Source organism: Rhizobium album (assembly GCF_003122325.1).
GTDB lineage: Bacteria > Pseudomonadota > Alphaproteobacteria > Rhizobiales > Rhizobiaceae > Metarhizobium > Metarhizobium album.
In genome coordinates this window covers 375,566-398,032 of the sequence record NZ_QFBC01000004.1, presented here as the reverse complement: position 1 = coordinate 398,032, position 22,467 = coordinate 375,566, and the positions used below count along the sequence as shown (strand labels likewise).

Annotated in this window: 24 protein-coding genes and 1 pseudogene; 13 read left to right on the top strand and 12 right to left on the bottom strand. The window is 62.0% G+C overall.

Annotated elements, in window-relative coordinates:
- Window positions 1–2: 2 nt before the first annotated feature.
- Both fabB and fabA read right to left on the bottom strand, forming a co-directional pair.
- On the bottom strand, window positions 3–1,223 hold the full coding sequence (fabB, locus tag DEM27_RS12675; protein WP_109458588.1) for a beta-ketoacyl-ACP synthase I: 1,221 nt from the start codon (window positions 1,221–1,223) through the stop codon (window positions 3–5).
- A gap of 57 nt (window positions 1,224–1,280) precedes the next feature.
- The gene (gene fabA, locus DEM27_RS12670) at window positions 1,281–1,796 is read right to left on the bottom strand and encodes a 3-hydroxyacyl-[acyl-carrier-protein] dehydratase FabA (RefSeq protein WP_109458587.1); all 516 of its coding nucleotides are present in this window, start codon (window positions 1,794–1,796) and stop codon (window positions 1,281–1,283) included.
- A gap of 331 nt (window positions 1,797–2,127) precedes the next feature.
- On the opposite strand from fabA, the gene irrA reads away from it, so the two are divergent.
- The gene (gene irrA, locus DEM27_RS12665; RefSeq protein WP_109458586.1) at window positions 2,128–2,547 is read left to right on the top strand and encodes an iron response transcriptional regulator IrrA; all 420 of its coding nucleotides are present in this window, start codon (window positions 2,128–2,130) and stop codon (window positions 2,545–2,547) included.
- 16 nt (window positions 2,548–2,563) lie between these two features.
- Here the strand turns inward: irrA and DEM27_RS12660 are convergent, their stop codons facing one another.
- A complete protein-coding gene (locus DEM27_RS12660) occupies window positions 2,564–3,196 on the bottom strand; it encodes a trimeric intracellular cation channel family protein (protein ID WP_109458585.1) in 633 nt (210 codons plus the stop codon).
- A 157-nt stretch (window positions 3,197–3,353) separates the two neighbouring features.
- Here DEM27_RS12660 and DEM27_RS12655 point away from each other — a divergent pair, with 157 nt between their 5' ends.
- Complete coding sequence (locus tag DEM27_RS12655; RefSeq protein WP_109458584.1) at window positions 3,354–3,824, top strand: hypothetical protein; 471 nt, start codon at window positions 3,354–3,356, stop codon at window positions 3,822–3,824.
- Window positions 3,825–3,827: 3 nt separating this feature from the next.
- On the opposite strand, the gene DEM27_RS12650 is transcribed toward DEM27_RS12655, so the two are convergent.
- The 3 genes from DEM27_RS12650 to DEM27_RS12640 all read right to left on the bottom strand — a co-directional run bounded on the left by DEM27_RS12650 (window position 3,828) and on the right by DEM27_RS12640 (window position 6,792).
- Complete coding sequence (locus DEM27_RS12650; protein ID WP_109458583.1) at window positions 3,828–4,613, bottom strand: YdcF family protein; 786 nt, start codon at window positions 4,611–4,613, stop codon at window positions 3,828–3,830.
- Between the two features lie 98 nt (window positions 4,614–4,711).
- A complete protein-coding gene (locus DEM27_RS12645; protein ID WP_109458582.1) occupies window positions 4,712–5,884 on the bottom strand; it encodes a TMEM43 family protein in 1,173 nt (390 codons plus the stop codon).
- A 185-nt stretch (window positions 5,885–6,069) separates the two neighbouring features.
- Window positions 6,070–6,792, bottom strand: a complete 723-nt coding sequence (locus tag DEM27_RS12640) for a YoaK family protein (protein WP_109458581.1) — start codon at window positions 6,790–6,792, stop codon at window positions 6,070–6,072.
- A 300-nt stretch (window positions 6,793–7,092) separates the two neighbouring features.
- Here DEM27_RS12640 and DEM27_RS12635 point away from each other — a divergent pair, with 300 nt between their 5' ends.
- Entirely contained in the window at window positions 7,093–7,314 is a 222-nt protein-coding gene (locus tag DEM27_RS12635; RefSeq protein ID WP_109458580.1) for a hypothetical protein, read from the top strand.
- Between the two features lie 107 nt (window positions 7,315–7,421).
- On the opposite strand, the gene budC is transcribed toward DEM27_RS12635, so the two are convergent.
- Window positions 7,422–8,183, bottom strand: a complete 762-nt coding sequence (gene budC, locus DEM27_RS12630; protein WP_109458579.1) for a meso-2,3-butanediol dehydrogenase — start codon at window positions 8,181–8,183, stop codon at window positions 7,422–7,424.
- A gap of 486 nt (window positions 8,184–8,669) precedes the next feature.
- Here budC and DEM27_RS12625 point away from each other — a divergent pair, with 486 nt between their 5' ends.
- Window positions 8,670–8,855: a hypothetical protein gene (locus DEM27_RS12625; protein WP_128755497.1), complete on the top strand. Its 186-nt coding sequence runs from the start codon at window positions 8,670–8,672 to the stop codon at window positions 8,853–8,855.
- Window positions 8,856–9,056: 201 nt separating this feature from the next.
- Window positions 9,057–9,608: a hypothetical protein gene (locus DEM27_RS33590; RefSeq protein ID WP_128755496.1), complete on the top strand. Its 552-nt coding sequence runs from the start codon at window positions 9,057–9,059 to the stop codon at window positions 9,606–9,608.
- Here the strand turns inward: DEM27_RS33590 and DEM27_RS12615 are convergent.
- Entirely contained in the window at window positions 9,542–9,988 is a 447-nt protein-coding gene (locus DEM27_RS12615; protein WP_109458576.1) for a type II toxin-antitoxin system RelE/ParE family toxin, read from the bottom strand. The two genes, DEM27_RS33590 and DEM27_RS12615, sit on opposite strands and share 67 nt — an antisense overlap.
- Window positions 9,989–10,119: 131 nt before the next feature.
- Here DEM27_RS12615 and DEM27_RS34355 point away from each other — a divergent pair, with 131 nt between their 5' ends.
- Complete coding sequence (locus tag DEM27_RS34355) at window positions 10,120–10,338, top strand: hypothetical protein (protein ID WP_205908897.1); 219 nt, start codon at window positions 10,120–10,122, stop codon at window positions 10,336–10,338.
- A gap of 80 nt (window positions 10,339–10,418) precedes the next feature.
- Here DEM27_RS34355 and DEM27_RS12605 read toward each other — a convergent pair whose 3' ends face one another.
- Window positions 10,419–10,676: a hypothetical protein gene (locus tag DEM27_RS12605; protein WP_109458673.1), complete on the bottom strand. Its 258-nt coding sequence runs from the start codon at window positions 10,674–10,676 to the stop codon at window positions 10,419–10,421.
- A gap of 185 nt (window positions 10,677–10,861) precedes the next feature.
- Here DEM27_RS12605 and DEM27_RS12600 point away from each other — a divergent pair, with 185 nt between their 5' ends.
- From DEM27_RS12600 to DEM27_RS12575, 6 genes are all read left to right on the top strand, one after another.
- Window positions 10,862–12,520: a M20/M25/M40 family metallo-hydrolase gene (locus DEM27_RS12600; protein WP_109458575.1), complete on the top strand. Its 1,659-nt coding sequence runs from the start codon at window positions 10,862–10,864 to the stop codon at window positions 12,518–12,520.
- 964 nt (window positions 12,521–13,484) lie between these two features.
- Window positions 13,485–13,955 (top strand): RNA polymerase sigma factor, encoded by a 471-nt coding sequence (locus DEM27_RS12595; protein ID WP_245445817.1) that lies wholly within the window; start codon window positions 13,485–13,487, stop codon window positions 13,953–13,955.
- Window positions 13,956–14,057: 102 nt separating this feature from the next.
- Window positions 14,058–14,984 (top strand): FecR family protein, encoded by a 927-nt coding sequence (locus DEM27_RS12590; RefSeq protein WP_109458573.1) that lies wholly within the window; start codon window positions 14,058–14,060, stop codon window positions 14,982–14,984.
- 179 nt (window positions 14,985–15,163) lie between these two features.
- A complete protein-coding gene (locus DEM27_RS12585; RefSeq protein ID WP_165823411.1) occupies window positions 15,164–17,623 on the top strand; it encodes a TonB-dependent siderophore receptor in 2,460 nt (819 codons plus the stop codon).
- 5 nt (window positions 17,624–17,628) lie between these two features.
- Window positions 17,629–18,858, top strand: coding sequence for an MFS transporter (locus DEM27_RS12580; protein WP_165823410.1), 1,230 nt, complete (start codon window positions 17,629–17,631; stop codon window positions 18,856–18,858).
- Window positions 18,859–18,863: 5 nt separating this feature from the next.
- Entirely contained in the window at window positions 18,864–19,280 is a 417-nt protein-coding gene (locus DEM27_RS12575) for a hypothetical protein (RefSeq protein ID WP_109458570.1), read from the top strand.
- Between the two features lie 28 nt (window positions 19,281–19,308).
- On the opposite strand, the gene DEM27_RS12570 is transcribed toward DEM27_RS12575, so the two are convergent.
- From DEM27_RS12570 to DEM27_RS12560, 3 genes are read right to left on the bottom strand one after another with little or no spacing between them, the layout of a single operon-like run.
- On the bottom strand, window positions 19,309–20,190 hold the full coding sequence (locus DEM27_RS12570; protein ID WP_109458569.1) for an enoyl-CoA hydratase/isomerase family protein: 882 nt from the start codon (window positions 20,188–20,190) through the stop codon (window positions 19,309–19,311).
- A 9-nt stretch (window positions 20,191–20,199) separates the two neighbouring features.
- Window positions 20,200–21,198 carry a transketolase family protein gene (locus DEM27_RS12565; protein ID WP_109458568.1) on the bottom strand — a complete coding sequence of 333 codons (999 nt, stop codon included), beginning with the start codon at window positions 21,196–21,198 and terminating at the stop codon, window positions 20,200–20,202.
- On the bottom strand, window positions 21,191–22,048 hold the full coding sequence (locus DEM27_RS12560) for a transketolase (RefSeq protein WP_109458672.1): 858 nt from the start codon (window positions 22,046–22,048) through the stop codon (window positions 21,191–21,193). The genes DEM27_RS12565 and DEM27_RS12560 overlap by 8 nt, the downstream gene beginning before the upstream one ends.
- A 186-nt stretch (window positions 22,049–22,234) precedes the next feature.
- On the opposite strand from DEM27_RS12560, the pseudogene DEM27_RS12555 reads away from it, so the two are divergent.
- A pseudogene (locus DEM27_RS12555) lies at window positions 22,235–22,399 on the top strand (cupin); the annotation flags it as partial.
- Window positions 22,400–22,467: the final 68 nt, after the last annotated feature.

Below are 22,467 nucleotides of genomic sequence, written 5' to 3'. Positions count from 1 at the left end.
TCTTATCCGTTGTAGCGCTGGAAAACGAGCGTGGCGTTGGTGCCGCCGAAACCGAAGGAGTTCGAAAGAACCGTATCGATCTTGGCGTTGTCGATGCGCTTGCGCACGATCGGCACACCCTCGAATTCCGGGTCGAGCTCGGTGATGTGGGCGCTTTCGCCGATAAAACCTTCCTGCATCATCAGGATCGAGTAGATCGATTCCTGAACACCTGCCGCACCCAGCGAATGGCCGGTGAGCGACTTGGTCGACTGGATGTGCGGGATCTTGTCGCCGAAGACCTCGCGGATGGCGCCGATTTCTTTCGAATCGCCGACCGGCGTCGAGGTGCCGTGGGTGTTGATGTAATCGACTTCGGTCTTTACCGTCGACAGTGCTTGGCGCATGCAGCGGATGGCGCCTTCGCCCGAAGGTGCCACCATATCGTAGCCATCGGAGGTGGCGCCGTAGCCGGTGATTTCGGCATAGATCTTGGCGCCGCGGGCCTTGGCATGTTCCAGCTCTTCGAGGATCAGCACGCCGGCGCCGCCGGCGATGACGAAACCGTCGCGGTTTGCATCATAGGCACGCGAGGCGCTTGCCGGCGTGTCGTTGTACTTCGAGGACATGGCGCCCATGGCGTCGAACAGGTTCGACATCGTCCAGTGCAGATCCTCGTGGCCGCCGGCGAACATCACGTCCTGCTTGCCCCACTGGATCATTTCGGCGGCGTTGCCGATGCAGTGCGCCGAGGTCGAGCAGGCAGACGAGATCGAGTAGTTGACGCCGTGGATCTTGAACCAGGTGGCGAGCGTCGCCGACGCCGTCGACGACATCGCCTTCGGCACCGCGAACGGGCCGATGCGCTTCGGACTGGTGTTCTTCAGCGTGATTTCGGCCGCCTCGACGATGGTGTTGGTCGAAGGACCGCCCGAGCCCATGATGATGCCGGTGCGCTCGTTGGTGATGTCTTTCTCTTCGAGGCCGGAATCGGCGATCGCCTGCTTCATCGCCACATGGTTCCAGGCGCCGCCCTGCGACAGGAAGCGCATGGCGCGGCGGTCGACCAGGTCGGTCGGATCCAGCGACGGCTTGCCCCAGACCTGGCACTTGAAACCGTGCTCGGCAAAATCGGGCGAGAAGGAGATGCCGGACCTGGCATCGCGCAGGGAAGCGGCAACCTCGGCAGCATCGCTTCCGATCGAGGAAACGATGCCCAGACCCGTAACAACCACCCGTCTCATATTCAGGACCTCTTTTTTCTATGTGCTGCAGGAAAAGCCGACCGTGCTCCGAAAATTTCAGGCGGCCTTTTCCTGGAAAAGACCGACGCGCAGATCGCTCGCCTTGTAGATAGTTTCGCCATCGGCTTTCATCCAGCCGTCGGCAATGCCGAGAACCAGCCGGCCGCGCATGACGCGCTTGAAGTCGATGCCGTATTCGACCAGCTTCGTCTTCGGCGTCACCATGCCGGTGAACTTCACCTCGCCGGTGGACAGCGCGCGTCCCTTGCCGGGCTCGCCGAGCCAGCCGAGATAGAAGCCGGTCAGCTGCCACATGGCATCGAGGCCGAGGCAACCCGGCATGACCGGATCGCCTTCGAAATGGCAGGGGAAGAACCACAGGTCCGGCGTGATGTCGAACTCGGCGCGGATGAAACCCTTGTCGTTCGGGCCGCCTGTTTCGGAAATCTCGGTGATGCGATGAAACATCAGCATCGGCGGCAGCGGCAGCTGCGCATTGCCCGGGCCGAACATCTTGCCGTGGGAGCAGGTGAGAATTTCTTCGTAAGTGTAGCTCGATTGTTTGGTTGCCATGAACCCTGGTTTCCTCAGAATGCCGCCGACGGTTCTGCAGCTTTAGAGCAAGATCGGTCCGAATTGAAGTGCAACACGAACAACCTTGTTCCCGCAACCGCCTGTAAGGTGTGATCCTTGCGATCGTTGATGAAGGTTCGCATACAGGAAGCGCAGGCCAGGGACCAGAGGCAAATGGCAAATCCCGGCCTTTGCAGGCAGCTTTATGGGGCTTGTTCCGGTTCGCGTTCGTTTGCGGCGCGTTCCGAACTATTGAAAGCCGCTCAAGTAAAAGTTATATGGCAGAATGTCCGTGGACGAAATTTGAAGAGGAAAGAGCGTTTTGGCCCCCATGACGGCTGAAGGCATCATGACTGTGGAAGCGAGGCTTCGGCGCTACGGACTGCGTCCGACGCGTCAGCGCATCGCCCTTGCCGACCTGCTTTTCGCCAAGGGCGACCGGCATCTGACGGTCGAGGAGTTGCATGAGGAAGCCGTGACCGCCAATGTGCCGGTGTCGCTGGCGACCGTCTACAACACGCTGCACCAGTTCACCGAGGCCGGCCTGATCCGCGTGCTCGCTGTGGAGAGCGCCAAGACCTATTTCGACACCAACGTCTCCGATCACCACCACTTCTTCATCGAGGGAGAAAACGAGGTTCTCGACATCCCGGTGAGCAACATCTCGATTTCCAACCTGCCGGAGCCGCCGGAAGGCATGGAAATCTCGCATGTCGACGTGGTGATCCGCCTGCGGCCGAAGAGCCGCTGATCGCCGCGTTCGATTTTCAGAGCACGTCGTCCGGGTGCCGGCCCGGACGCGGCTTGTAGCGCGGCAGTGTCCAGCCATACAGCAGCGCCCCGCCGCGCACGCCAAAACCGGCGACGGTTCCGACCCCCGCCGAAACGAACAACGGCGGGCCGAACGCATGCATGGCGGTGAACACCGCAGCGCCGGCAAGCGCCGCCGTCAGGTAGATTTCCGGCCGCAGCAGCACGGATGGCTCGCTGGCCAGCACATCGCGCAGGATGCCGCCGAAGCTGGCCGTCAGCATGCCCATGATGATCGCCACGGTCGGCGATCCCGTCGCCGCCAGGCCCTTGGCGGCGCCGAGCACGCAATAGGCGCCAAGCCCGATGGCATCGAGCCAGATCAGCAGGCGGTAGCGTGATTCGATGACGTGGGCGGTGAAATAGACGAGGATGCCGACCCCGACGCAGACCAGGATATAGGTGGGGTTCATCACCCAGAAGACCGAGCGCCCGAGGACGACATCACGCACGGTGCCGCCGCCGAGCCCGGTGACGGCCGCCAGGAACAGGAAACCGATGATATCGAGCTGCTTGCGCGAGGCGGCAAGCGCGCCCGTCGCCGCAAATACCGCGACGCCGGCATAATCGAGAATTTCCAACGGCGACATCGATGCTCCCCCGGCCTCAGCGCTGCTTTACGCCGATCGGCATCAGGGCACCTTGTCGCGGCGGCAATGTCAAGGGCGGCGCAAGCCGAAGCTGCTAGTGCCTCGCCGATAGCATCGCCGGCCGTTGCCGCGCTGCCCGCCTCGGAGGGAGCCATTCATGAAATACGTCATCGCCATTCTCGCACAGATCGCTCTCCTTCTGGCGCCGCTGCCGGCTTTTTCGCAGCAGGAGCTGATCGGCGATCCCGAGACCTACGAAAAATCGCATTTCCAGAAACAGTGCCAGACGGCGGAATTCGGTGACGGCTACATCAGCCGCATCGACATCAACAATGACGGCATCACCGACGCCGTCGTCAACGAGGGCGAACTGATCTGTGACGGCAAGAAAGGCCCGGATTGCAACGACGACGGTTGCCCCTATAATTTCTACCTGCAGGTCAAGGAGGGCGGTTATTTCATGATCGCCACCGCGCAGATCTACAGCTACGATTTCATCAAGCGTTTCGGCAACATGGTCTTCGTCATGAAGATGCACCCGCGCTTCTGCGAACGCACCGATTCGGAACCGTGCCTGATGACAGTGCGCGTGCGCGGCGCCAAGATGGTGACGATCTCGAAAAAATAAGCGTCAGCCGGGATAGAGCGTATCGGTGCGGCCCGTCAGGTAATAGGCGAGAAGGCCGATCCATTCCCGCGTCGCCGTCGTCGTCTGCTGGGCGTTGAGCGACGGCTGCGTGAAGTCGAAGCCGAGCTTGACGTCGCCGCTGGTACGGTAGTCCGCAGGCCACGGGATCACCGGTATGCCGGCCTTGCGGAACAGGCCGATGGCGCGCGGCATGTGGAAGGCCGAGGTGATCAGCAGGCAATCGGAGAGGCCGTTTTGCTCCAGCAAGGCCTTGGTATTGGTCACGTTCTCGAAGGTGGTGCGGGAGGCGTCTTCCTTGACGAGCCGGGCCGGATTGACGCCGAAGGCCTGGAGGAAGCGCTCCGAAACCGCGGCGTCGCCCTCGTAGCGGCCGCTGAGCGAACCGTCGCCGCCGGAGACGAGGATGCGCGCCTGCGGATGGACCAGCGCCAGCCGCAGCATTTCCGTAAAACGGTCGCCCGCCTGGTTGAGTTCGTATCCGCCCCGTCCCGTCGTCACCTCGGTCTCGAAGCCGCCGCCGAGCACGATCATACAGCTTGCCGCCGCCGGCTCCTGCGGCCGTGGAAACCGCGCTTCGAGTTCCTGCAGCAGGACGGTGCCGCTGCTGGTGAACAGGGTGACGAACAGGATGAGCGCCGCCAGGAAAGCCGACAGGCCGCGCAGCTTGCGCCAGCCGAACAGGCCGGCCAGCAGGCTGAACGCGATCAGCAAAAACGCAAGCGACAAGGGCTGCGCGAACAGCCAGAACAATTTCGACAATAGAAACAAAGCAGGTTTCCCTTGGACAGGTAGGCAACGAAACAGGTCTCGTTACCCTATCCTGCCGCAGGGCGCCATGCTTGCCGCCCTGCTTACGGTATCCGCGCTCAGGTCGCCGGGCGGCCGAGCGGCGCCGTTTGCGGCTGCTTGCGGCGCAGGCGGATGAACAGGAAGGCGATGACGAGGCCGCCGACGATGATGGAGATCGCCAGGATCGGCCGGTAGGCGATCCAGCCGATGGCGATGACGATCGGTCCGAGGATCAGCGTGGCGACCGCTGCCAGCAGCGTCGTTCCGAAGCTGACGATCGAGCCGACGAAGGGGATGACATCGCCGATGACACCGAAGATCGAGAGGAAGCAGGCAAAGCCGATGAACATGCCGAGCAGGCCGGCGACGCGCACGATCCAGGTGATGATGTTGTTTTCCGTCTGCGCGGTTTCAAACATCTCCGCGGCACTCTGCCTGCCGGCGGCACTCAGGAAGATCTCGCGGCCATTGCTGACGGTGAAACCGCTCAGCCTATCGCCGTGCTGGCCGCCGACGAAGCTTGCCTCGGAAAGATCGACCCGCTCGTAGCGGATGCGCAGGTCGCCGATCGCCGGCGAACTCGGGTTGCTGCCGGCATAGAGTTCGCCGTTCTGCGGGCGGACGTTCATGCCGAGCGAGGTCTGGAAGGTGTTCGCCTGTTCTTGACCCAGCGGAATACGCTTGGAGGAGCCCAAAGCGGCCACATCGCTGCCGTCGAGGGTGAAGGCGCCGACAGCGGCCTTTTCGACGGTGAAGGTTTCGCCGTCGATCGGCCGCGACGGATTTTCATGGCCGCCCGGCTGCTTGAAATCGCTGGAATCGACCGTGTCGGTCCGCCATTGCTTCGAGTAGGTATAGGTCGTGGTCGTCTGTTCGCTGCCACCGACGTTTTTTTCTGTCTTCGATTCGCTCTTTTCCACCCACTGATACATCTCGACCTCGCGGACGACGCGCAGGGCGTTTTCCGCGGCGATGCCGTAGGTATCGTCCTGCGGGGTGGCGAGCGGCTTCACAAGGCCGGAAATGTGCACGAGCTTGCCGTCATTGGCGCTGTCGACGCTGGCGCTGTCGACCGAAACGACCAGGCCGGCGCCCTCGACCAGGGCGCGGTAGGTCTTGATCGCCCGGCCCTCGTTCCAGAACAGCAGGACGGTGGTGGCGATCACCAGGATGATGCCGAAGAAGATCCGGCCGACGGCGCCTTTCATGCGCGACAGCCAGGATGTGGTGGTGGTTTCCGTAAAGCTCATGGTCCGCCCCTCGAAACTGCGAAGCTCGCAACCGAGCGGGCTCGCCCTCTTCTTTCTGGTAGCAGATTCTTCTTAAAGGGGAATGACCATCCTTCCCGGCCGGCAGAGCATTTTTGGGATGTAGCCGGCCTTTGCGGCCGGTGAGCCGCGCTTGATAACCGCCACGTGGACTTGCGCGAGACGCATCAGCGCCGTTGCTGCACCGGCTGTGGCCGTTGCGCGGCCTGGTGCCCGAAGCGCGTTTGCAGGCGGCGCGGGATCAGCCGCGAGACAAGGGCGGCGGCCATCGTCACGACGGCCACGATCCACAGGGCATCCGATTGCAGCCAGCCGCCGAGCAGCGCGCCGGCGATGGCGCCGGCGATCATGCCGAGCCAGGGGATGATCTGGATCGTCCAGTCGAGGCGCCTGTCGCCCATCAGGAACCGGCCGATGCCGCGCCCGAACCGCGACAGCGCCCCGGTCACATAGGTCAGGCCGATCGGCAGGCCGCCGACCTGTTCGACGGTGGCATTGACCATGCCCATGCCGAGCACGATCAGCAGGAACTGCAGAAGCGCCAGATCCGGCGCCCGCACCGTCGAGGCGACCGCCAGCACCATGCTGACCCCGGCGAGCACGGCAAAGATCGGCCGCGGCGCCGAATACGCCACGACGACGCCGAGCGCATTGCCGGCGACGAAGGTGGCGATCGCCAGGAAAAGCACCAGTGCATGGTGCAGGTTGCCGTTGCCGAGCGCAATCGCGGCGCGGGTCGTATTGCCGGTCATGAAGGACACGAAGTCGCCCGACATGATGACGCCGACCGCGTCGGTCATGCCGGCGACGAAAGAAATGGCTGCCACCAGGGCAAGCCCGGTCCCGGTGCGCCGTGCCGCGATGATCCGCCTGCGTCTCTGCCGTGTCATTCCATCCATGCTGCCGTCGGTTTCGGAGGAGAAGATACGGCCAGCCCCTCTTCGCAGCTTAGAGCAACTCCGGCAGAAGTGCGAAGCGGTTTTGTATCCGGGACGGCGCGAAAACAAAAAGATGGAGCATTTTTTCGCTCCGGGGAAAGGGGGGTGTCTGCGACGAGACGCTGCCGCCGGAAGCCGGTCTTATGCATAGGCCCGGTCCGGCGTGCCGGACCCATCGCCAAATCGTGATTAGGGGATACGCCGCCCCGGTATTACCCTTGCGGTGCAACGACAGCGAAAAGGAGACAGACGATGAAGACATTGCTTGTAGTCGCCGCCGTCCTTGGACTTTCGGCGACCGGTGCGCTTGCCGACTGCATCGGCCACACCAGGACGACAGCCTCGGCCGATATCGACCGGACGATGACCACTGCCAGCATCGTGACGGAAAAGTCGGATTTGAAGGACGGGACCGTTTTGAAGACGGGGCGGGCAGCCGGCACGGAAACCGAGACGCCTGCTGCAATCGAGTAGAATTCCCTGCAGGAGACCGCCGGCCCGGCGGGTGAGAGAAGCACCTTCCGGGCCGGCGGTTGACTGTCGCGCCGTTTCAAGGGTGACCGTTGCCGGCCGGTGTCAAATCAGCCCGATGGCTGGCCGTTCGATGCCGAAACGCCGCCATCGACGGCGATGTTCGTGCCGGTGACGAAACTCGCGTCGTCGCTCGCCAGGAAAGCGATGACCGCGGCCACCTCTTCCGGCTCGCAGACGCGGCCGAGCGGAATGCGTTCGCGAAATTTTGCCACCAGCGCCTTGTTCTCCAGCATTTCCTCCGTCATCGCCGTGCGCGTCAGGCTGGGGCAGACGGAATTGACGCGAATGCCGCGCTTGCCGAGATCGAGCGCCAGGGCCCGCGTCAGGTTCACGACGGCGCCCTTGGCGGCGTTGTAGGCGCTCATGCCCCAGTCGCCGCCGGTGCCGGAAACGGAGGCATTGTTGACGATGCAGCCCTTCGTCTTTTCCAGATGCGGAATGGCGGCACGGCAACCGTAAAACACGCCGTCGGCATCGACGCTCATCACCCGGCGCCACCGTTCGTCGGTGATCTCGTCCGGCTGGCCGGCATCGTGTACGCCGGCATTGTTGACCATGACGTCGAGCCGTCCGAATGTTTCCACGGCCGCCGCCACCACGGCTTCGATCGACTGCGACACCGAAACATCGGCCGTGCGCACCAGCGTACGGGCGGGGTCCAGTTCCCTGGCGATCACCTGCAGACGTCCTTCCTCGACATCGACCAGCACGACGGCGGCACCCTCCGCCGAAAATCGCCGCGCGGTCGCCTCGCCCATGCCGGCACCGGCGCCGGTGACGATCACCACCTTGCCTTCGAAACGTTTCATAAAATCCTCCCTTGAAATGGCAACCCTCTCCCTGGCCGCCGCCAGAAAAATCCGGCAAAGCCGTTGCGCACCTTGCTGGAATTGCCCCATGCAGTCAAAAGTTTGCGGGGGACGCGGCGGCCGGTTCGACCTGCGCAACATGCCCGTAACCGCGGCAGGTTTTCCAGTTCCAGCATATGCAAGGCCAAACTTGGTTCTTCCCGTGACGGGAATCCTGGTGGACGCTGAAAATCTATTATCCGGAATCACATTTCCAATTGCCTAGGACTAGAATTTGCGCCAGTGTAATTTCGCAGTAGCTTAAATGTTGGAAGATGAAATATACGAGCGAAAAGAAACGTATAGAGTGCAATACGTGAATTTTTCACTTGATAATGTCTATTTGGGAGAAGGAAAATGAGAAGATTCATCGTCGCTGCAACAATGTCAGTATTTTTTATCACCGGATTCACGCCTATGGTGGATGCATCCCCGATAAATCTAGCCGTGGGTACCCATCGTTCCCTCGCGGTGGATGATTATGTCGTTCCTGTCGATCATTATTACGGCCATCGCCGCAAGAACTACAGGAAGAAGAACTATTACCAGGAAGAACAGTGCTGGTGGAAGAAGGTTCGCCGGTATGATGAGTATGGCGATGTCTATTACGAGCGGGTTCGCATCTGCAACTAACGGCAGCATGCAGAGGACCTGCGCCTGAAAAGACGCGGGTTCCCGCCCGACTTAACAGACGACAAAATTACGCATCCATCCTCGGCCTCACGTGCCGTCCTTTTCTGCCGTCACGGTCTTCGGCATGTGGTTCTCGCAAACCGTGGCGCAGTTTTGCGCGGCATGCATTAGGATGGCCCCATTCCCAATCGGAGATGCTTGATGTCCGATCGCCGAGACATGACGCATCTGACCCCGCTGCAGCGGAAACTGCGCGACAAGGCCTCAGCCGCCGTCTTGGTGGAGCGGTCGAGGATGCTGGAGCCGCTGCATGCCGTTCTGCGCGAGCGTGCCTCCAATTACGCATACACATTGGATACGGCAGCGGAAACTGCGACCAGCCGCGCCGTTGAGACGATGTTGCCGAATTGGGGCGGCTCGGTCGTTGCAGACACCAGGCTGCCTGACGAAGGGGAGGCGATTGCCGCTACCCTTGTACAACTCGCCCATACCCGCGGCTCCGATTGCAGCGTCGTTCTCTGGTTCGAGGCGACGCTGAACAGCCAAAGCTCCCTCGTCGCATTCGACGATTGCCGCTACGGCATCTTTGCCGGCAAACTTGCCGACCTCGCGCATGTCGTCGGTCATATCAAGGGTATACCCGGCTCGCCCGTCGGCTGGTCGCGACTGGCATTGGTTTCAGCCGATCACCACTGGATGATCTGGATCGAAGCACACCGGGCGACGCTTTGCACGACGGCCGCAAAGGGCTGAGCCACGGGCGTGCCGACACACCGGTTGCCGTTACCGCAACTCGCTTCGTTCAGCTCGATCAATCGCTCGACCGTGAGCAACTGCGCCGGTATGTCCATCCACTCGTGCAGGACGGCGGCAATGACGAAGGTTGTCTCGTCCACGACGATATAGGCGGCATAATGGTACTCGATTTTGTGGAGCCGGAACAAGGATGTGCCGACGCGCTCGTCTTTTCTGTTGCGGACGCGCGCATGGACCGCGGGGGTCTCCTCGAAGCCTTGCCGAAGTCGGCGGCCATAAGCCTTTGCCTGTTGCGGCGACAATTTCCGCTCCGTCTCCCGCACCGCCAGACGATAGTTCTCCATGGCCGTCGGCAGGATAAGGATACGGGGAGCCACTATCGCAGCTCTTTGTCGAGTTCCGCGTCGATTTCATCCAGCGCGGAGAGGGGAAGCATTTCTCCGCGACGGAATTCCTGCTCGGCTCGCAGCAGGGGCGAACCGCATAGAGCCGGTCCTCTTCGCGCGCCATGTCCTCGCGGATCAGCGCGCGCACATATTCGCTCGGCGTCGCGTACTGGTTCTTCCCGTTCGCGCGCATATCGACGAAGGCGCGCATTTCATCGGGCAAGCTCACATGCAGGCTGCTGGTCATTGCCGATGGTCCTCACATCCCGGAGCGGCTGCACGTCGGCGTCTTCCATGCCGGGAGCGAGCCGCGCAACAATCTCGGCGACTGGGCGGCCTAACACCGACCTGCGCCAGGCATCCACGATCGCAAACCTTCCTCAGGCGGGAGGCAACGATTGCCTGCGGGCTTCTGGCTTCTCTAACGAGTGTTCCGTACAGGAAACATGTCCTCGCCGTAATGGTGCAGCCGAGTGTGATGGAGGCGGCATAGCCAGCGTACTCTGAGGGGCTGGTCATACTGCTCGTGATGAGCGTCAACAGATTCTTGCCCGCAAACCTCGCAGGATTGCTTTTCGAGCGTGCCTGACTTCAACGCTCGTTGCACGGCAAGGTGGGCATCGTATTTCGCAGGATTGGCACGACGCCAGTTCGCCTGTCGAGTGTCGGTTTTGAGCACCATTGCCTCTCTCCCTGGTTCGTCGCGTTACCTATGCACACCCATATCAGATTCTGCGGTGCCAACCCAATTCAGTTCCACGCTCCAAACAGATATACCTTGGCACCTGCATCCTGTTACGGCGTAGATGGGTGTCCCCTCAGACTTCTTGACAACTGTCGTATCTAAAATCCCTGGAGTGTAAAATGACGAACGACATATCTGTTGGTGCAAGGTTGTCCGCCAGCCGGGCGCGGGAAGTGGCATATCAACTGACATCGTGGCCAAGCGTCACGGGAACCCGTGATGAGGCCGCTTTTTCGCAGAGGCTCCACCAGTTTCTCGGCAGCACACCCTATTTCCAAAGCCGTGGCAGCCAGCTTTTCCTTGTTCCAAGCCACGGCGATCCAACCGTTTCGAATGTTGTCGCTCTCGTGCGCGGGACCGGACGACGAACAATCGTCCTTGCGGGACATTTCGATACCGTATCGATTTCGAACTACGGCTCGTTGTCGTCGCTCGCTTGCGATCCGGATCCATTGTGCGCGGCATTGATCGAAGAGCTGTCAGGTCGCCCCCGCAGCGCCTCGGAGGAAAAGACGCTCGCGGATTTGCGCAGCGGAAACTTTGTTCCCGGGCGTGGTCTGCTCGACATGAAGAGTGGTCTTGCCGCCGGCATAGCTGCGATGGAGCGTTTCGCAGCCTTGGAAGCGCCCGAGGGCAATATCCTTTTCGTTGCCACGCCTGACGAGGAGAACGGTTCACGCGGTATGCGAAGCTTCCGTGATGCGTTGCCGGACATCGCTCGTCGTTTCGATCTCGACATCGCAGGAGCGATCAACCTCGATGCGTCGAGTTGCGAAGGCGACGGGGTGGATGGCCGCGCCATTTATCTGGGTTCGATCGGCAAATTTCTGCCGTTCGCCTTCGTCATAGGCAAGCCGACCCATGCCGGTTACCCCTTCGACGGCGTCAGCGCCCATCTGATAGCATCCGAAATTGTCCGTACGATCGATACCAATGCAGATTTGCGTGACGAAGCCTTCGGCGAAATGTCACCGGCGCCCGTTTGCCTTGAGGTCAAGGACCTCAGGGATTCTTACGATGTTACCACGCCCGACAGGGTCTGGATCGCCTTCAACTGGCTTACCCATCGCCGCACCGCACTCGAACTGCTGAACGACTTCAAACAACAAGTCGCGAATGCTGCAGATGCTGCGATCGAGCGCCAGATCCGGAACGGTAGGAAAGCAGGCGTTGAGGCGCCCACTGCCGCTGCGCGCATTCTGACCTATGCCGAGTTGCGCGATCATATTCTGGCCAAGGGCGACCCCGATGTGGCCCGGCGCATCGAAACATATGAAGCAGCGCCTCCACTGAACGACAATCCGCTTGAGACGACGCGCTCAATCGTCGCCGCCATGGTGAAAGAAGCGGACATTGAAGGACCTGCCGTCGTCATCGGTTTCGGGAGCCTGCACTATCCACTTGTTCATCTCGAACAGCAAAGGCAAGCTGGCAACAACTTTCATCGTGCTGTCCGTGCGATCGTACCGATGATCGAAGACCGATACGACACCACGATCAGGGACCGACATATATTCGCCGGTATCTCCGACATGAGTTTCCTTGGTGCTCGGCAGGATTCAGCGCAGGCTCGTCTCGTGGCCAACAACACACCAGCGGCTGCCTATTCCGACGCGGGTGCGGATGACGCTCTGAGTTTTCCAGTTGTCAACATTGGCCCATGGGGCCGTGACTATCATCAAAAATGGGAGCGGGCTCACGGCCCCTACACATTTGAAGTGCTCCCGGATCTCGTGTTCGAGGCGACGCGTTCTGTGCTTGAAGATAAGCCGCAATGAACCGTCCAGTGACTGTCGCTGCCGGGGATCATGCGAGCCGAGCCGCCGTTTGAGCGCAGTGCGCAACATTTTCCGGTGGCGCAGGTACACCGACGTGAGGTCGTCGTGAATGTCAGCCGCTGAGGTGGTCATCGGGCTGGCTCATGCGGAAAACGGTCGATACGGCATCCTGCGCGGCCTGCCGACAAGAGCCCGACCGTATAAACTTGCAGAGTAATGTCAAATTTATGCAGTCTCGATCATCGACCTTTCCAGAGGAACAGGGCAGTGATGCCGCCGCCAAGATTTGGGGAAATGGATCTTGGGAGGAGCAGGCCTTGACGGTGAACATGAGGGCAGCGGGCGGATTCCCTTGCATGCGATAGCGCTGACCGGAGGGCGGCGCAGCATCCGCGGCTGCGTGCATTTTGAAGCGCTGGAGGATATGGGGTTGCTCAGCGAGCGAGGCAAGCCCGGACCCGGTGCGTTGCCGGGGCCAAACATCCAGACGTTGCTACATCGCGGCGGGAAAGCCTTCGGCCAAAAGGCTCCGGAAGCGGAGCCTCCGGGCTGCGCCGTTATCCATGCAACTAGAACCGGCTGCCAGCACAACTTCCGAGGATCGGTGTCATGACTTTGATATGTGCGCGATCCTCTCAAGCATGGCCGATGGAACCACGTCTCGTTCCGGCAAAAGAGGTCGCTGACCTGATGTTGTATTTATGACACGGCGTCCGAAAAGCGCGATTTTTCGGCTCCGTACGCCGCATCAAGCCAGACAACGCCAGGTCCGATCACAAGCTCGTGTTTTTATTGATAAACTTGACTATAATTTACCTGTTTAATTGCCCGCGCAGGATTTCCCAATGAAAACTGGATGATTGCGGGCAACTTTCGATCGACGTAGACAAATTGGCTCGGAATGGAACGAAACCGTTGAAGGGGCGACCGGCAGATGGCTGCGCGCTTGTTGGACATCGAAAAGCTGTATGAAGCCGAGCACGGTCGCCTTCGCTCCCTGGTCAGGCGCATAGTCGGCAATTCCATTACGGCGGAGGATGTTGTCCAGCAGGCTTTCGCCAACATGATCGCGAAGCTTCATCGCCACGATCTGCCGCCAAGCCCGGCCTATGCCCGCATGGCCGCCCGCAACCTGGCGCTGAACCACCTGCGAGACATGAAGCGCAGATCGGCCGTGGAAATCGCCGGTTCCGACGTCGAGCATGTTGCCGACGGCCAGCCGACGCCGGAGGCGATCGCGCTCTATCGCAGCGAGTTGCGCCGCCTCCTGGAGGCGATCGCCTCGCTTCCTCCCCGCCGTCGCGAGGCCTTCGTCCTCAACAGGATCGAGGACCTGTCTTATGACGAGATTGCCGAGCGCATGGGGATCTCGCGCAACACGGTCATCAGCTCGATCGTGAACGCAATGGTCGATCTCGACCGCGCGCTGCGCTGAAGCATTGCCTCTCGATCATTGATTACCCGTTGCGAAGTGTCTTTAACAGTATGGACGGTCGCCTATGACGGAACCGAACGGTGAGATGCTGCGCTGGAGCCCATGAAAGACGACGATACCGATCCCCTGTTCATCGAAGCGCTGGAATGGCTTGCCCGCATGCAGGACGATCAGGTGTCGGCGAGCGAAAGGGCGCGTTTTGCCGAATGGATCTCCGCAAGCCCGGCCCATGCCGACGCCTACGAGCGGGCCGAGCAGCTCTGGGACCGTTTCGAGATCGTCAAGCCGGAATATCAGCGGCTTCGCCGCTCCCGGGCGCTCAGCCGGCGGAGCGTCGTTCTCGGCGGCCTTGCCGCGCTTGCCGCCGCCGGCGGTTACTGGGCCTTGCCGGCGGGGCTTCTTGCCGATCATGTCACCGATATCGGCGAGCGGCGCGCCTTTGCCCTGCCCGATGGCAGTGCCGTCGAACTGGGCAGCTATTCGGCGCTGTCGGTCCTCTACACGGATGGCGAGCGCCGCCTGATCCTCCACCGGGGCCAGGCATTCTTCACCGTCGCCGCCGATACCGCGCGTCCTTTCGTCGTCGAGGCGGCGGCAGGGACCATCCAGGCATTGGGGACGCGGTTCGATGTCAAGTTCAGTGAACGGGACGTGACGGTGACGGTCATCGAGCATTCCGTGCGCGTCACCCCGTCCGGTTCCGTGCCCGTCACCGTCGAGGAAGGGTGGCAGGTCAGCTACGATCCGCGGGGCGCCACGTCGCCGCGGCCGATCGACGTCGAGGCGGTCCAGGCCTGGCGGCGCGACAGGATCGTTTTCGAGGACGTGCCGCTGCGGCGCGTGCTGAGAGAGCTGGAGCGGTATCGGCGCGGCAAGATCATCCTGATGGACGATACGGTGGGCGATATTCCCGTCACCGCGATCTTCGATACGAAGGAGGCGAACGGCGCGCTCGCCGTCATCGCCGAAACGCTGCCGGTCCGGGTGGTGGACGCCGCCGGCTTCGTGGCGATCGTTTCCCGTCGCTGAGAAATTTCAAAAAATTCGTTGCCGCGATCATTCGTTCGCTCACGCCGGGTGTCTAACCATGCGAGGGACGAAATCGGGGATCCCTCTTGGATGACAACGATCCCGCATGATGCGGGACTGGACATATGGGGACGGGACGAATGCGGGCAAGCGAAACGACGGTTATCGCTGGGTGCGAAATGGCGGCAGAAGGGATCGGCTCCCGCAAACGGGGATTTGTCTGGGGGTTGCTGGTGTCGACGGCGCTGACCCTGCAGGCATTGCCCGCCGCCGGCCAGACCGGCGGTGCCGCCCCGGTGGAGCGGACGGCGTCCTACGATATCCCGGCGCAATCGCTGTCTTCCGCCCTGATGCGCTTTTCCAGCGAGACCGGCCTGCAGCTCTTTTTCGATGCCGGGCTGGTGCGCGGGAAGACCTCGCCCGGCGCCAGGGGAACGATGACGCGCGGCGAAGCCCTGGCCCAGCTTCTGCAGGGGTCAGACCTGTTCTACAAGGTCAGCGGCAATACGGTGACGATCAACGGCACGACCTCGGCGATACCGGGCGGCGCGAACGGCGACGCCACCGCCCTGGCGCCGATCATCGTCGAAGGAAAGACCGACCGGCTCGGTCCCGTCGTCGGTTATGTCGCCCGCAACAGCGGCACCGGCACGAAGACGAACACGCCTCTCATCCGCACGCCGCAATCCGTCAGCGTCATCACCAAGGAGCAGGCGTCGGCGCAGGGTGCCCAGAGCCTGACGCAGGCGCTGCGTTATTCGGCCGGCGTTGCCGCCGAGGTCCGCGGTTCCGCTTCGCGCTACGACCTGCCCTATATTCGCGGTTTCGGCTCGCCGACCGATTCCAACCAGTATCTCGACGGTCTCCGCATGCTGCGGGGCGGCGGTTATGCGATCCCGCAAATCGAAACCTATGGCCTCGAACGGCTGGAATTCCTGAAAGGACCGTCATCGACGCTCTATGGCGGCGTCAATCCCGGCGGCATGATCAATACGGTTTCGAAAGCCCCGAGCGAGGAGGCGCGGCGGGAAATCGAGCTGCTCTACGGCAGCCATGACCGTTTGCAGCTCGGCTTCGATTTCACCGGTCCGGTCAACGAGGACCGCAGCCTGCTCTACCGGCTGGTCGGCCTCGGCAGGAAATCCGACACGCAGGTCCTCGATACGGAGGAGGAGCGCCTCTATATCGCCCCGTCGTTTACCTGGGCGCCGGATAGCGACACCACGCTCACCGTCAGCGGCAGCTACCAGAGCGATCCGGAGGGCGGGTTCTACGGCGTCCTGCCGACACTCGGCAGCCTCTGGTACAATCCGGTCGGCATGATCCCCCGCTCGTTCAACGACGGCGATCCTGCTTATAGCGAATTCGATCGAAAGCAGGCGACGATCGGATACCAGTTCGAGCACCGCTTCAACGAAACATGGAGCGTGCGGCACAATCTGCGCTACCTCGATCATTCGACCGTGACGAAGGCAATCGGAACCCAGGGGATGGCCGCCGACGGCCATACGATAACCCGCTACGGGCTGGGGACGGACGAAACGCTGCGCGGCGTGACCTCGGACCTGCAGCTGCAGGCCGAATTCGATACCGGCCGTTTCCAGCACACGGCGCTGTTCGGGTTCGACTATCAGTATTCCGACTGGGACCAGCTCCGCGACTATGGCGCAGCACCCTCCATCGATTTCCTCAATCCTGTGCGCGGCGTGGCGACGAACCTGACCCTGGCGCGCATCACCAACCAGACGCAGAGCCTGGGCCAGGCCGGTTTCTACCTGCAGGACCAGATCGAAATCGACAACTGGACCCTTGTCGCCGGTGGCCGGTACGATACTGTCCGCACAACCACCGACAATCATCTGACCGGCACATCGCGCACCCAGGAGGATGATGCCTTCAGCGGCAAGCTGGGGCTGATCTACAATTTCGACAACGGGTTGGCGCCCTATCTGAGTTATTCCACCTCCTTCCTGCCGGTGAGCGGCACGGATGCCAACGGCAACGCTTTCAAGCCGACCACGGCGGACCAGAAGGAGATCGGCATCAAATACCAGCCGACCGGCTTCGACGGCCTGTTCACGCTTGCCTATTTCGACATCACCCAGCAGGACGTGGTGACCTCCCTCAACCCGATGACCAGCTATCAAACCGGCGAGCAGCGTTCGCGCGGCGTCGAGTTCGAAGCCAAGGTGGCGGTGACGGACAGCGTCAACCTGACCGGCGCCTTCAGCTACACCAAGGCGGAAGTCGTCAAAGGCCTGGGGGCCGATGTCGGCGATTATCCGATCGGTATTCCCGACTATACCGCCTCGCTGTGGACGGACTACACCTTCAACGACGGTACGCTGGAAGGGCTGAAAATCGGCGGCGGCGTACGGTATGTCGGCAAGACCGTCGGCGGTTATGCCCCGAACGTCTACAGCGCGACGGCACAAGCGCTGGATGTTCCCGGATATACGCTGTTCGATGCCGCAATCAGCTATGATTTCGGCAAGAAGGCGCCGACGCTGGAAGGTCTGACGGCCAAGGTCACCGTCAACAACCTTTTCGACAAGTCCTACGTCACCTGCCTTTCCAACAATTTCTGCAACTATGGCAACGGCCGGGCGATCTATGGCTCGCTTTCCTACCGCTGGTGACGGCCGTGACCAGCGTTTCCGCACATGAGAGCACCCCTTCCGCCGGGCGATCCGGCCAGTTTGCCGCCCTCGTTGCCGCCAATGCGCTTTATGTCGGTTTCGGCGCGGTTCTGGGCACGGTCCAGGGGGGATTGCCGCCCGTCTTGCGCCAGCAGGGGCATGACATCGGCGCCGTCGGATGGATCTATGCCTTCTATCTGCCGTTCGGAATGGCCTTCCTGTGGGCGCACTACATAGACCGGATGCGGTTGCCGGTGTTCGGGCACCGGACCGGCTGGATCGTCGCGATGCAGGCGATCGCCATCACCGCCATCGTACTCGTTGCGCTGGGCGGGCAATGGCCGGTCGCCCTGCTGGCGGGCCTTGGCTTTGCCGTGACGCTGGCGATGGCGACCATGGACACGGCGCTCGACGCGTTTGCTGTCGAGAGGATCGAGCCGGGCAGACGCCCGCTGGCTTCCGGTCTGAAACTCGCGGCCCTGTCCACCGGTGCCATGATCGGCAACGGTGCTTTCGTCGTTTTCTTCAGCCGTTACGGCTGGACGACGACCCTCCTGCTGCTGGCGGGTCTGATGACGGTGCTGCTGATCCCGCTGCTGGCGATCGGGGAGCGGCGGCAGTCCGCTGCCGCAGCCCGGGTATCGGAAAAACCCAGCCTGCTGCGTGTCCTGCTGCTTTCCGACCGGCGACGGCGCCTGGCTCTGGTGACCGCCGTTTCCTGTGTCATCTTTCCGCTCGCCGGCCTCAACCGCATCATGCTGGTGGATATCGGCGTGCCGCTGGAGCGGATCGGCTGGGTCGTCGGAACGCTCGGCCCCGTCAGCATGCTACTGGTTTCCTTCGTGTCGATGCCGCTGATGGCGCGGTTCGGCCTTTCCGTCACCTATCTCGTCTTCAGCATCGCCGGATGCCTGTCCGTCGTGCTGCTGTTGCTGGCAAGCCTGCTTTCGGACGGTTCACTGGCCATCGGTGGCAGCATCCTGATGGGGGCCGCGATCAGCGGCATCTATGTGACGCTGATGGCGAAAATCCTCGGCTGGTCGGCGAGCGACCAGCCCGCGACCGACTATGCCGCCTATTACGGCATCAGCCGGCTTGCCAGCACCATTCTCACCATCGTCGCCGCGCAGGTGGCCGGCCGTGTCGACTGGAGCACCTTCTACGGCGTCGGCGCCGTCATCCTCGTCGTCGTCCTGCTTGCCGCCAATCCGCGTATTTTCAGGAGTGAAAACTGACCCTCATGGCCTTCACCGCCCCCTTTCCCGACCCCGATCTGTTCGACATTAGCGGATGGCCTATAGTCCAGGCCCGCTTTCCTGATCTCGGCGAGCATGACCGGGTCAACCGGGTCCTCAATTCGTTGCAAGCCATCGTCGACCAGAAGCAGCATTTTGTCATCGTCTGGACCCCGGCCGGGCATGACCATGACGACGAACCGCATGAAGACGAGAAGCAGTCGATGATCTGGCTGAAGCGGCACAGGAACGAGCTGTGCACCTGGTGCGCCGGATATGTCTACATCACCCAGGACCCGCATCTGCGCGCCTTGCTGACGGGCCGTTTCCCCGTGGTGGAAAAATTCCTGCCCTTTCCGAAGCGCCTTGCAAGCGATCGCGACGAGTCGGAGGCGATTGCAGCGGAAATGCTGCGCAGCTAAGCATGCAAGTATCCGCGGCAGGCCCCCCTCATGACCGCAGGCCCGGGCCTTTGCAGGTTTTGGCGAAGGCCGGCGGCCGTTTTTCGAAGAAGGCACGGATGGCCTCGGAGAAATCGGCGGTTGCGGCACAGTCGGAAAAATCGGCGAGCTCGTCGTCAAGCTGCTCTTCGAACGACCGTTCGAAGGACTGACGCATCAGCGACTTGATGTGATCCTGCGCTAATGCCGGGCCGGCGGCCAGCCGGGCTGCGAGCCCGGCGACTTCATCGTCGAGGGTTTCGGGCGGAACCACCCGATTGACGATGCCGAGCCGGGCGGCTTCCAGGGCGTCGATGGTTTCCGACAGAAGCGCAATCTCCAGCGCCTTCCGCTGGCCGACAAGCCGCGGCAGGATCCAGGAGCCGCCGCAATCGGGTGAGGCGCCGACCCGGGCATAGGCAAAATTGAAGGACGCATTGCTTGAGGCGATGGCAAGATCGAGGTTGAGCGCGATAGCCATGCCGGCGCCCGCCGCTGCTCCCTGGATCTTGCCGATGGTGATTTGTGGCGCATTGGCGAGCACGGCAAGCGCCCGGTGCAGCGGCGTGATCAGCCGCCGCGCCGCTTCCGGTCTGTCGGCGGCAGTCCGGAAATAATCGAGATCGCCGCCGGCGATGAAATTGCGGCCTTCCGCGCTGACGACGATGACTTTTACGGATGGTTCCGATGTCGCCCGCTCGACGGCTTCCGCAAAGGCGGCGGTCGTTTCGAGATCGAGCGCGTTCGATCGCTCCGGTCGGGTAAACCGGATTTCGGCGATGCCTTCCGCATGAGAATGGGTGACGGGTAAGGCGGAGGGGACCGCCTGATGCCCATCGCGGACGAGCCGCGGAAAAAGCTTCCGGGGCTCGGCACTGTCCTGGCCGCTCATATCAGGGCCTCACGTCGCCGCAACCGGTGCAGCGGCATCGAGCCATGCCAGCACCTGCTGGCCGACACGCTCCGCCGTCAGGCCGTATTTGGTCTGCAGGTAGGGCAGGGAGCCGCATTCGATGAACCGGTCCGGAATGCCGATGCTCAGCATCGGTTTGAGCGTGCCGCTGCGATAGAGCGCATCGGTCACCAGGCTGGTCAGGCCGCCGATGAGAATGTGGTTCTCTGCGGTGACCACCTTGTCGACACTCTGCGCGAATTCCGCAATGCCGGCGGCGTCGAACGGCTTGATGGTGCCGACATGCAGGACCGACGCGTTGATGCCGTGGGCGCGCAACGCCTGCACCGCATCCAGGCAGCGCTCGGTCATGAAGCCGGTGGAGATGAAGCCGATATCCGTGCCGGTGCCGAAGCGTTTCGCCTTGCCGAGTTCGAAACGGTAGGTCTCGTCGAAGACGACGGGCACGTTGCCGCGCAGCAGGCGGCAATAGACCGTGCCTTCGATCTCTGCCGCCTGTTCCGCCACCTGCGCCATTTCGATGGCATCGCAGGGGTCGATGACGGTCATGTCGGGGATGGCGCGCATCAGCGCCAGGTCCTCGATCGCCTGGTGCGTGCCGCCATATCCGGTGGTCAGGCCCGGATTGCCGGCAAACATCTTGACGTTGGCATTGCCATGGGCGCAGGCGATGGCCAGGAAGTCGTAGGCGCGGCGGGTGGCGAAGGCGCCGTAGGTGGTGCAGTAGGCGACCATGCCGGCATGCGACAGGCCGGCGGCGACGGTGACGAGTGCCTGTTCCGCCATGCCGACATTGTAATAATGCTCCGGATAGGCGTCCCGGAAGGGATAGACGTCGGTATATTTGCCAAGGTCGGCCGTCAGCACGACGATATCGCCGCGTTTCTTGTTGACCGCCATGGCGCCGCGGGCGAAGGGGGCCTTTTCAAACGGGCGGTTCTCGATCTTTTCGAGTTCGCCCATGCCGAGTGTTCTTCTGTCAGACATTGTATTCTTCCTCCAATTCCCGGCGCAGCGTGTCCCATTCATCGTCGTCCACCCGAACGAAATGCGCCTTCTCGCGCTGCGTCAGGCGGGATATGCCCTTGCCCGGCAGGGTGCGCATGACGATCATCTTCGGCACGCCGTTTTCCGCCCGTGCCCAATGCATGGCGCCGACAACCTGCTCGATGGCATTGCCGTCGATTTCCGTCACGGCCCAGCCGAACGCCCGCCATTTGTCGGCAACCGGCTCGATCGGCACCACCAGCGGCCCGTCCGCCTGGATGCCGTTGCAGTCGACGAAGGCGATGAGATTGTCGAGCCTGAAGGCGACCGCCGCCGTTGCCGCTTCCCAGGTCGAGCCCTCCTGCAACTCCCCGTCGGAGATTTCACAGAAGACCCGTGCCGGGTTTTTCTTGAGCCGCAGCCCGAGTGCCGCACCTGCGGCGATGCCCAGCCCGTGGCCGAGCGAGCCGCCGGTCATCTCGACGCCGGGCACACGGCCGGCGATCGTGCTCATCTCCAGCGGGCTTTCGTCGGCGCCATAGGTCTTGAGCTCTTCGTGGGCGATGATGCCGAGGTCGGCCAGCACCGCCCAGAGCGCGATCGAATAGTGGCCGGTCGATAGATAGAAGCGGTCGCGGTCGGCCGCCGCCGGCTGCGCCGGATCGAATTTCATCTCGTGATAGTAGAGCGCGCTCAGGAATTCCGCGACGCCGAGACCCTGACCCAGATAGCCCTGGCCCTTGCCGGCCGCCTGTTCCAGCATGTTTCGACGCAACTGGTGGGCCTTCTGCCGGAGGTAAGGGAAGGAGGGTTCCTCGTTCGGCCGCTCGTACTGAAGAGTTTTAGCCATGGACATTTCTTTCAGTGTTGATGTATCATATATCCGTAGTGAACGCAGAGTTCCTGGGGAGGAGGCTGTACGTTGATAGTCGATGCAGTGAATGTAACCGCATCTCAGCGACCGGAGGAACCGCTATGGACACGACGAACCGCTTGAAGCTGGTCGAGTCGGAAGACCAATCAAGATTGCCCTACCGAGGAAATGATCACCATGTTCCAGGTCAACGGCGCGATGATCTACGTCGATCCGGATGGCGCGGTGCTGGGATACGAGGACGTGTTCACCAAGATCGATCTATGCCGGCGCCACTACACGGCGGTCGGGCTGGGTGAAGGTTTCGTCGATCAATTCATTCGCTGACGCAGCGAAGTTTTTGACGCCGGATGGAGGTCCGGCGTGAATGCGCAGGAGCGCATCCGGCAGGCGGT